At 70.3% G+C, this 8,824-nt stretch carries 8 protein-coding genes and 1 pseudogene; 6 read left to right on the forward strand and 3 right to left on the reverse strand.

What is annotated here, in order from left to right:
* Positions 1-85 precede the first annotated feature (85 nt).
* On the forward strand, positions 86-943 hold the full coding sequence (locus tag KDL01_RS36030) for an SDR family NAD(P)-dependent oxidoreductase (RefSeq protein ID WP_212533189.1): 858 nt from the start codon (positions 86-88) through the stop codon (positions 941-943).
* Positions 944-992: 49 nt separating this feature from the next.
* On the opposite strand, the gene KDL01_RS36035 is transcribed toward KDL01_RS36030, so the two are convergent.
* Positions 993-2,426, reverse strand: a complete 1,434-nt coding sequence (locus KDL01_RS36035; RefSeq protein WP_281415792.1) for a DUF2254 domain-containing protein — start codon at positions 2,424-2,426, stop codon at positions 993-995.
* 137 nt (positions 2,427-2,563) lie between these two features.
* Here KDL01_RS36035 and KDL01_RS36040 point away from each other — a divergent pair, with 137 nt between their 5' ends.
* On the forward strand, positions 2,564-3,289 hold the full coding sequence (locus KDL01_RS36040) for a CHAT domain-containing protein (protein ID WP_212533191.1): 726 nt from the start codon (positions 2,564-2,566) through the stop codon (positions 3,287-3,289).
* Positions 3,290-3,301: 12 nt separating this feature from the next.
* Here KDL01_RS36040 and KDL01_RS36045 read toward each other — a convergent pair whose 3' ends face one another.
* Positions 3,302-3,763, reverse strand: a complete 462-nt coding sequence (locus tag KDL01_RS36045; RefSeq protein WP_212533192.1) for a cupin domain-containing protein — start codon at positions 3,761-3,763, stop codon at positions 3,302-3,304.
* 457 nt (positions 3,764-4,220) lie between these two features.
* Entirely contained in the window at positions 4,221-4,850 is a 630-nt protein-coding gene (locus KDL01_RS36050; RefSeq protein WP_212533193.1) for a TetR/AcrR family transcriptional regulator, read from the reverse strand.
* Between the two features lie 118 nt (positions 4,851-4,968).
* Between KDL01_RS36050 and KDL01_RS36055 the strand changes: the two genes are divergently transcribed.
* From KDL01_RS36055 to KDL01_RS36070, 4 genes and pseudogenes are all read left to right on the forward strand, one after another.
* A complete protein-coding gene (locus KDL01_RS36055) occupies positions 4,969-5,730 on the forward strand; it encodes an SDR family NAD(P)-dependent oxidoreductase (protein WP_212533194.1) in 762 nt (253 codons plus the stop codon).
* Positions 5,731-5,792: 62 nt separating this feature from the next.
* Positions 5,793-5,885, forward strand: a pseudogene (locus tag KDL01_RS44140) (transposase); the annotation flags it as partial.
* A gap of 593 nt (positions 5,886-6,478) precedes the next feature.
* Positions 6,479-7,693, forward strand: a complete 1,215-nt coding sequence (locus KDL01_RS36065; protein ID WP_246577484.1) for a glycosyltransferase — start codon at positions 6,479-6,481, stop codon at positions 7,691-7,693.
* The gene (locus tag KDL01_RS36070) at positions 7,690-8,823 is read left to right on the forward strand and encodes a glycosyltransferase (RefSeq protein ID WP_212533196.1); all 1,134 of its coding nucleotides are present in this window, start codon (positions 7,690-7,692) and stop codon (positions 8,821-8,823) included. The genes KDL01_RS36065 and KDL01_RS36070 overlap by 4 nt, the downstream gene beginning before the upstream one ends.
* The last annotated feature ends 1 nt before the right edge of the window (position 8,824 follow it).

The following is an 8,824-nucleotide window of genomic DNA, read 5'->3' on the forward strand; positions in this document are numbered from 1 at the left end:
TATCGACACTTCGCCGCACCCCGGCAAGCGATTCGACCCGGCGCGCCCCACCACCCCGTCATCTCATCGTTTGGATCAGACCATCATGCCTACAGCAGTCCACGTTTCACCCACACCGGCCGTCGCCCTGGTGACCGGCTCCGCCACCGGGATCGGGCACGGCGTGGCCGGCCGCCTGCTGGCCGCGGGCATGACCGTCATCCTGCACGGCCCGACCGCCGCTCTCGTCGAGGGTGCGCGCGACCGGCTGGTACTGGCCGGGCTGCCCGCCGAGAAGATCGAACTCGAAGTCGCCGACTTCCGCGACCTGCACGCCGTGGCCGAACTCGCCGCTCGCGTCGAGTCACGCCACCCGTGCCTGGACGTGCTCGTCAACAACGCCGCGGTGGCCGGCAGCGACACCCGCACCCTGACCGGCGACGGGCACGAGCTCACCCACCAGGTCAACTACCTCGCCCCCTATCTGCTCACCCGGCTGCTGTGGGTCCCGCTGTGCATGACCCGGCCCGGGCGCGTGGTCAACCTCTCCTCATCTCTGCACCGCACCGGCAACTTCAACTGGGGCGATCTGGACCGGGTCAAGCACTACTCACGCACCGGCGCCTACGCCCAGTCCAAGCTGCAGCTGACGATGTTCACCCGGGCCGCCGCGGCCACCGCCGGCGATCACCTGCTCGCGGTCAGCGTCCACCCCGGCGTCATCGCCTCCGGCCTACTACCCCTCTACGCGCGCACCGGCGCCCCGATCGACCAGGGCGCCGAAGCGGTGGCGCGGCTGTGCCTGCCGGAAACCGCGCCTGTACACAACGGCGCGTACTACGACGGGGCAGACGAGACCCCGGCGGCCTCCCTGGCAGAGGACGAACGGGCGATCGCCCGCCTGTGGAAGAGCACTGCGAAGATGGTCGGCTTCGACCGGCTGCCCTCTCCCGCCGCAGCCTGAACCTGCTGAGCCGGGCTCAGCCGGCCGACTCAGCCGACGTCAGCCGACGTCAGCCGCCCGAGGAGTCGAGAAACTCGCGATAAGCGCGCCCGATGTCCGCGAGGTCGGCCGGCTCGGCCACGCTCGCGTCGGCCAGTCGGCTGATCATCGCGGCCTGCGCGACCAGAACCGGCAGCCGGTCGCCACGCCGCGTGGCGCGGGCGATGAGCGCCAGCGCGTCGAGCTGCCGGATCAGCACCGCGGGCATGCCGGCCGCGGCCTGGCGCACCTTCTCGAACGCCCGCTCGACCAACCCCTCGTACGACACCGGCGCCGTGATCAGCCGCACCAGCCCCCGCTCGTCCCGGCACAGCGGGTCCGGATCCCACTCCGCGGTGATCCGGCACAGGCTCTCACCGAGCCAGTCGATACAGGTCAGCGCGGTGAAGGTGTCGTTGACCGCCGGGGACAGGGCGCGCAGCGCAATCTCGACCAACTGGTCCACGGCGAACGCGACGTCTTGCGACAGCGTCCGGTACGGCCCGGTCACGTGGGCACGGCGCAGCCAGCGCTCCACCTCGGGCGCGGCGGTCGCGGGCCAGACGGTCAGGAACGGCTGGCCGCGCACCACGAAGTGGCCGGGCCGGTGGTGCAGCCTGATCACCGCTTCGTGCTGGACCGCGAGTGAGACCAGCATCGAGCGCCGCACGTACTGCAGATATCCGCTCTCCGGCGTCGCCACGACCCGGCCCACCCGGCCCATCAGGTCCTCCAGAAACCGCGCCTCCGACTCCGGGCGCGCGAGCCCGGAGCCCGCTCCGGCGCGGCGTGGCTGCGCATCGCCGACCACCGCGTCGTTCAGGTCCTTCGCGATGGACGCGATGACCTGCGGGAGCTGGATCATCACGGCCACGTGGTGGATGAAGTAGATCAGTACCCCGACATCCGCGAGGGTCAACGCCAGCACGAGCGTGATCGACACGTGCGGCACGAAGTCGCCGTAGGGTCCGGGACCGATGGCCACCAGGTCCAGCATCGCGTAGACGAAGGTGGCGACGAACGCGCCGAGCGTGCACTGCGTCCCCCGGTCGCGGATGAAGTTGCGCAGCATCCTCGGACCGAACTGGGTCGAGGTCAGGGTTAGGGCGACCAGGATGATCGAGAACACCACGCCCACGACCGTGATCAGCGCGGCCGCGAGCGTGGTGAGGATCTGCCGGGCGCCGTCCGCGCTCCCCGCGATCACCCAGAGCGGCAGATGCCAATGCCGGTAGTACGCGGCCGAATCCACCGCGCGGGTCAGCGCGAACAGACCCGTCGCCGCCAGCGTCATCGACGTCGGCATCAGCCACAGATTGGTACGGGCCGCCTCGGCGAGCCAGTGCGTATCACGGCGCACACGGTGGAACACGGGAGCGGGCCTCTCGGAAACAGTCGGACACGGCGAACAAGAACCCGCCGACCAGACTTCCCGGCACACCCGGCGCCCCGCCTCTCCACCCATCCGGAGTCACAGCGCCGTGCCGACACTGTAGTACGCGCGTCGCACCCGAGCGACCGGCAGCCGGCCAACGAGATCACCGACCCCGATGATTCCGACGTTTATGCAGACCGCCTGCCGTGTATCAATCAAGAGAGAGCGTGACCGCACGTGGGGGTTGCCTATGCGTCCATGCGCTCGGGCTCTGCTGCATCGCGGCACTGATCTGCCTCCAGATCCGCACCATCGGACACGTCCCCTCGCTCAACCTGCTGAGGCCCGCCACGCCCGCGATCGTCGGCGGAAGGGTGCTGGCGTACGTCGACGACGAGGCGGCCGAGCAGCTCGACAAGGGCGACGTGGAGGTGGCGTACTGGCGGCGGCTGGATTCGGCGGGTTTCCTCACTCGGGCTCGAACCCGCGCGGAGTCCCAGGAGGAGCTCAGTAGCTCCTCCTGGGACGGGCTCTACCTGGTCGCGCACGGCGACGGCGACGGCCTGGCGCAAGGCATCAAGTTCACCGAGGGCGGCACGCTGTCCGCGGCCACCGCGCTGACGCACCGCTGGCCGCGATCGATCGTCTTCGCCTCCTGCTTTGTAGCGAAGGTCGAACAGCCATCGGGACGCGAGCCGTTCGGCCTCGCCATCGCCTGCATGCTGGGTGGGTGCCGCACCATGGTCAGCGGCGTCATCGAGGTCGAGCGCGCGGCCACCAGCATCATCGCTGCGGACGTCGCAGTCGCTCTCAACAGCGCAGCCCCTGCCGCGACCGCGCTCAGGTCCGCGCAGCTCGCGTACCTCGAGAGCGTGGGTATCGAGCTCGCCTTCGTCAATCAGTGGGCCGGGCTCATCTGCCTCTCCACAGAATGGAGCACAGCACCGAGGTGATATCCCGTGGGCTCAGCGCGGCGGTCCGACGATGACGTTGCCGTACTTGTCGGCGAGGCTGGGATCGGCTTTGACCTCGTAGCCGTCCGGGCGCGGCGTGGCCTTGTCGCGGCCGGTCTCCCGGAACATTTCTTCGATCCCGGCCGGCGTATTGATCATCAGTAAGTCGGCCTTCTTCGAGGTGATGCGGTATCCGTGCGGAATGTTGCGGGGCAGGTAGACGATGCCGCCTTCGGCGAGTTCGTACTCCTGGTCGTCGCACCACACCAGAGCGCTGCCTTTGATCAGCAGGAAGACCTCGTCCTCGCGGGTGTGCTTGTGATAGGGCGGGGCCTCGCCCTCGGCGACGTCGAAGCGCCCGATCATCAGTTGTCCGTTGGTGGCCTTGCCGTCGAGCAGCATTGCGAGGGTGCCGCCGTCGAGCCATTCGAGTTGCTGCTGCTGGTCGGGTTGCGCGAGATAGGCCATGCTCATGGGTGTTCCGATCAGACGACTTGGGGTGCGGGTTCGGGCGTGGACGCTCGCGCGGGCGGAGCGTCACAGGATGCGTACGTCGCCTGGGGGCGCCCAGGACTCGGCCGTGGCGCGCAGGGGGGCGGCATCACCGGCGTCGCCGACCCTTTGACGGAGAGCTCGGTCCGTCGGGCGCCTCCTCGCCTCGGGCGAAGGCGAGCGCCAAGCTCGTCGACGCGAGCCGCGGGCAGCTTGACCACCAGGCGTCCGCGCACGAGCATCGCGAAGATCTTCCCGTTGCATCGCAGCGCGCCGCGCCCGAACCCGCTGCCGCCCGAGGGCGGAGGGATGTCGCCACCGACGAGGTCGTCGACCAGATCCGCGAAACGGTCCTGCGGCGACGGCCCCGGAGACCGCTCATCCATGCCTTCAAAGATACGCGCGACCGCGGACGCCGCCCGGAGCCGCGCCCGGGCACTCACACAGGGTCGACGCGCACGAGTGACGCAACATGGTCGAGCGCTGCGTCGAGGGCGACCTCGAGTGGCCTGACGGCGCGTTGGATCTGAGTGAGCATCAGCCCGCCCTGCAGCGCGGCGAGGACGGCGAGGGCGAGGTCGTCGGGGTCGCCCTCGAGCTCACCGCGCTCGTGCATCGCGCCCAGGCCCGCACGGATCGCGCCCTCCCAGCGCAGGAAGCCGGAGGCCACCGCCAGACGCGCCTCGGGGTTGGTCTCCGCCACTTCGCTGCCGATCGAGCCGATCGGGCATCCGCCCCTGCACTGCAGGCGGCGCTGGAACTCGACCATGGCGTCGCGCCAGGCCCGCAGTCCCCGGACCGAGTCGAGCCGGTCGAACAGCGGGGCCTGGAGCTCCAGGACCGCCTCGGTCTGGTGCTCGATGACGGCCAGCAGCAGTGCCTGCTTGTCCGCGAAGTAGTGGTAGATCTGCGAGCCGCTGACCCCGGCGGCGGCGCGCACGTCTTCGAGCGTCGCCTCGGTCACGCCCCGCTCGTACATCAGCTGCGCGGCGGCGGCCACGATCCGCGAGCGCGTGGCCTGGCCCTTTCGGGTGAGGCGGGCCGGCTGCTGCCGGGTCTCGGAGCTCATGGGTCCAGCATAGCCGATTCTGGATTAGACAACCCATTTTTCTCCGAGGATTCTGGGTCAGGTAACCCAGTTCGGGCGCACTCCGCGACCGGACACGACCTGGAAGGCACGGCTCATCATGGAACTCACCGGCAAGACGGCACTGGTCACGGGCGCGACCGGCGGGATCGGCGGCGAGACGGCGAAGCTGCTGGCCGCCGCGGGCGCGCAGGTCGTCGTCACCGGCCGCGACTCCGCGCGTGGTGCGGCACTGGTCAAGGCGATCACGGAACAGGGCGGCGCGGCCCGGTTCGAGGCGGCCGACCTGGCCGACCCGGCATCGCTGCGCGCCCTCGTCGAGGCGGCCGGGGAGGTGGACATCCTGGTCAACAACGCGGCGCTGTTCCCGATGGGCCCGACGATCGCCCCCGACACCGGGGACGGACGCGGCGGGTTCGACACCGCCTCGTTCGACGCCGTATTCGCCACCAACGTGCGCGCCCCCTACCAGCTCGTCGCCGCGTTCGCGCCGGGCATGGTCGCCCGGGGATCCGGCGCGATCGTCAACGTCAGCACCATGGCCGCGCGCATCGGCATGGCGGGTCTCCCGGTCTACAGCGCGACCAAGGCCGCGCTCGAGTCGCTCACCCGCACCTGGGCAGCCGAGCTGAGCCCCTCCGGCGTGCGCGTGAACACCGTCGCCCCCGGCCCGACCCGCACCGACATGGTCCTGGCCACGATGGGAGAAGAAGGCGCCGGACAGGTCGGCGCCACCACACTGCTCGGCCGACTCGCCGACCCCAAGGAGATCGCGCAAGTCATCGTCTTCCTCGCGAGCGACCGCGCCGCCTACCTGACCGGCGCCACCGTGGCCGCCGACGGCGGGCGCACCGCGGTCTGACGGCACGACCGCCGCCGGATGTGGTGTAGACGGGACCACCGGCGCGTGGGGACGATTGGGTTTACCAGCGCTGCCGCGTCCACTTCGCCAGAAACCTCCTCGCGAAAGTACACAAAGGCCATGGCGAGGTGGTCGCGGCACTGTTCCGCACCGTGCCAGGCACCTTTACTAGCCGGGCCGCTGCGATTCTGCTCGGCGCCCCCTGCCTCGGATATGAGGACTCCGCCGTCCGCAGACGGGCCGGGACCGACGGACACCGCTGGGGTCGGCCCGCACCACCGGCGGTCCATCCGAACGGGGTTCACGTCCCCCCTCGGACCAGGCTTGGGATTTTCGCCGGCGTCTTCGCCCACGATGCTCGGCGCCTCGACCGCCTGCGCGTGCGCGGCGTCAGTGGTGGGCGATCTGCGGGAATGAGAACTCTTCAGTGATCGGAGTGTTACGATGTCAGAACCGACAATAACTGCCGCGCATGCGCCTCAAAGGCGTGCTTGCAACGTTTGCACGTGCGTGGAGTCGGTATGCGGTCAGCTCCGCCGCGGTACTCTCCGCGCTGACCGAGGCCTCTCTTGACGCAGCCAGCCGTGTAGTCGACCTACAAGTGATCGGCTGGGGAGACGGCATTCCGCGTGAGGTTCTATCCCGTTTCGCCCCGGGGTTCAGACCGTTCGGCTTGCATGATCGAGAGGTAACAACCATGTCCGTTTCATACGGTTTTCTCAGCACTTATCCGCCTACCCAATGCGGCTTGGCCACCTTCAACCAGGCACTGTTCCAGCATCTGACCGACGGTCTGGACCGTGGCGGGGTGGTGAGCGTCGTCGACGAGGTGACCGGCCCGGTCGGCGCGGAAACCGTGGGGCATCTGATGGCCGACTCACGCCTGTCCATGCTCGCCGCCGCCGCGGTGCTCAACCGTTACGACGTGGTGATCGTCCAGCACGAATACGGCATCTACGCCGGCCGGGACGGGGACCAGGTACTCGACGTGCTGCACCGGCTGCGGGTCCCGGTGATCGTGGTCTTGCACACCGTGCTCGGCTCGCCGACACCGAACCAGCGCCTTGTGCTCGAACAGATCGTCGAGGCCGCCGACGCGGTCGTGGTGATGTCGAAAACCGCCGCCGCCAGGCTGTTCGAAAAATATGTGATCAACGCTGCGAAGGTGGCCGCGATCACCCATGGCGCCCCGACGCCGATCCTCCAGGGGGCAGCCCCGACCCGGCTTCCGGACCTGGTCTCCGGTGCGGTCTCGGACGTGGCCTCGGCCCTGTCCGCGGTCACCCCGCACTCCGCCTACTCCGACGAGTTCGCCGCCTTCACCGCGCGGCCGAGCGGTCCGACCATCCTGAGCTGGGGCCTGCTCGGCCCGGGCAAGGGCCTGGAGTGGGCGATCGAGGCACTGGCCGACCTGCGCGACCTGACACCGGCACCGCGCTATGTGATCGCCGGGCAGACGCACCCCAAGGTGCTCGAGCGCGAGGGCGAGGCCTATCGCACGAGCCTGATGAACCGCGCGGTCGCCCTCGGCGTCGACTCGATGGTGCGGTTCGACCCGGGATACCGAGACACCCAGTCGCTACAGCGCCTGGTGCGCAGCGCGGACGTCGTGCTCCTGCCTTACGACTCCAGCGAGCAGGCCACCTCTGGCGTGCTGATCGAGGCGGTCGCCGCGCAGCGCCCGGTGGTCGCCACCCGCTTCCCCCACGCCTGCGAACTGCTCGCGAACGGCTCCGGCCTGCTGGTCGGGCACCGCGATCCGGCCGGCATCGCCGCAGCCCTGCGCCGGGTGCTGACCGAGCCCGCCCTGGCCGCGACGATGACCGCCGCGTCCGCCCGACTGGCCCCCGACCTGGCCTGGCCCGCGGTCGCAGCGCAGTACCGCGACCTGGCCGCCGGCCTTCTCGCGGCCCGGGCCGGGCACGCCGCCCGAATCCACGTCGCGGCAGGCTTCGCGGCGTGACCACGACGTTCGGCGACAGCACGGCGATCGTGGCGGCCACGTCCGGCGTCAATCCGGCCAGGACCCCGCCGGAACCGCGGAGCGTGCATCCACGGAGCCCGAGTCGGCAGAGCCTGGATCTGCGTCACGTGCTGCGGATGACCGACGAGGTCGGGCTGTTCGAGCACGCCGACGGTGCGATCCCGCGCCGGGAACACGGCTATTGCGTCGACGATGTCGCCCGCGGACTGATGGTGCTGTGCCGCGAACCCTTTCCGTCGGAGGCCGCGATCGAACTGTCCGGCCGCTACCTGACGTTCCTCGCGCACGCCCAGGGACCGGACGGCAGCTTCCACAACCGCCTGGGTTACGACCGGTCTTGGCACGACCGGCCGGCCACCGGCGACTGGTGGGGTCGGGCGCTGTGGGGTCTGGGTACGGCCGCGGCGGGCAGTTCGGCGCCCTGGATCCGGGACGCGGCGCTCGGCTTCTTCGAGCGCGGCGCCCACCACCGGCCGATCCACCTGCGCGCCATGGCCTTCGCGGCCCTCGGCGCGGCGCAGGTGCTGACCTTTGAGCCCACGCATCGCCTTGCGCGCGCACTCCTGGCCGATGCGGCGCTCGCCATCGGCACTGCCAGGACCGACCAGCCCGTACGCGACGAGGACTGGCCATGGCCGCAGACCCGGTTGGCCTACGGCAACGCGACGCTGCCGGAAGTACTCCTGATGGCCGGTCATCTGCTGGGCGACGAGGAGGCACTGGCCCGCGGCCTGGCCATGCTCGGTTGGCTCATGGACGTGGAGAGCAACGACGGACACTTCTCCCCCACCCCGGTCGGCGGTCGCGGCACGGCGGAGCGGCAGCCCGGCTTCGACCAGCAGCCGATAGAGCTCGCCGCGCTCGCCGACGCCTGCGCCACTGCCTTCGCGATCACCGCCGAGCCCCGGTGGGCCGCCGGGGTCCGACTGGCCGCCGCCTGGTTCGCCGGCGACAACGACGCCGGCACCGTGATGTACGACCCGGTCACCGGCGGCGGCTACGACGGCCTCACCGCCGTCGGCCGCAACGCGAATCAGGGCGCCGAGTCGACCCTGGCCCTGCTCTCCACCCTGCAGCAGGACCGGCGTCTGCGGACGGAGAACCCATGAC

Source organism: Actinospica durhamensis (assembly GCF_018139695.1).
Taxonomy (GTDB): domain Bacteria; phylum Actinomycetota; class Actinomycetes; order Streptomycetales; family Catenulisporaceae; genus Actinospica; species Actinospica durhamensis.

Bases quoted from the DNA above. Each gene is read 5' to 3' on its own strand.
- KDL01_RS36030 (WP_212533189.1), top strand. From the start codon at position 86: ATGCCTACAGCAGTCCACGTTTCACCCACACCGGCCGTCGCCCTGGTG.
- KDL01_RS36035 (WP_281415792.1), bottom strand. From the start codon at position 2,426: ATGGGTGGAGAGGCGGGGCGCCGGGTGTGCCGGGAAGTCTGGTCGGCG.
- KDL01_RS36045 (WP_212533192.1), bottom strand. From the start codon at position 3,763: ATGAGCATGGCCTATCTCGCGCAACCCGACCAGCAGCAGCAACTCGAA.
- KDL01_RS36050 (WP_212533193.1), bottom strand. From the start codon at position 4,850: ATGAGCTCCGAGACCCGGCAGCAGCCGGCCCGCCTCACCCGAAAGGGC.
- KDL01_RS36055 (WP_212533194.1), top strand. From the start codon at position 4,969: ATGGAACTCACCGGCAAGACGGCACTGGTCACGGGCGCGACCGGCGGG.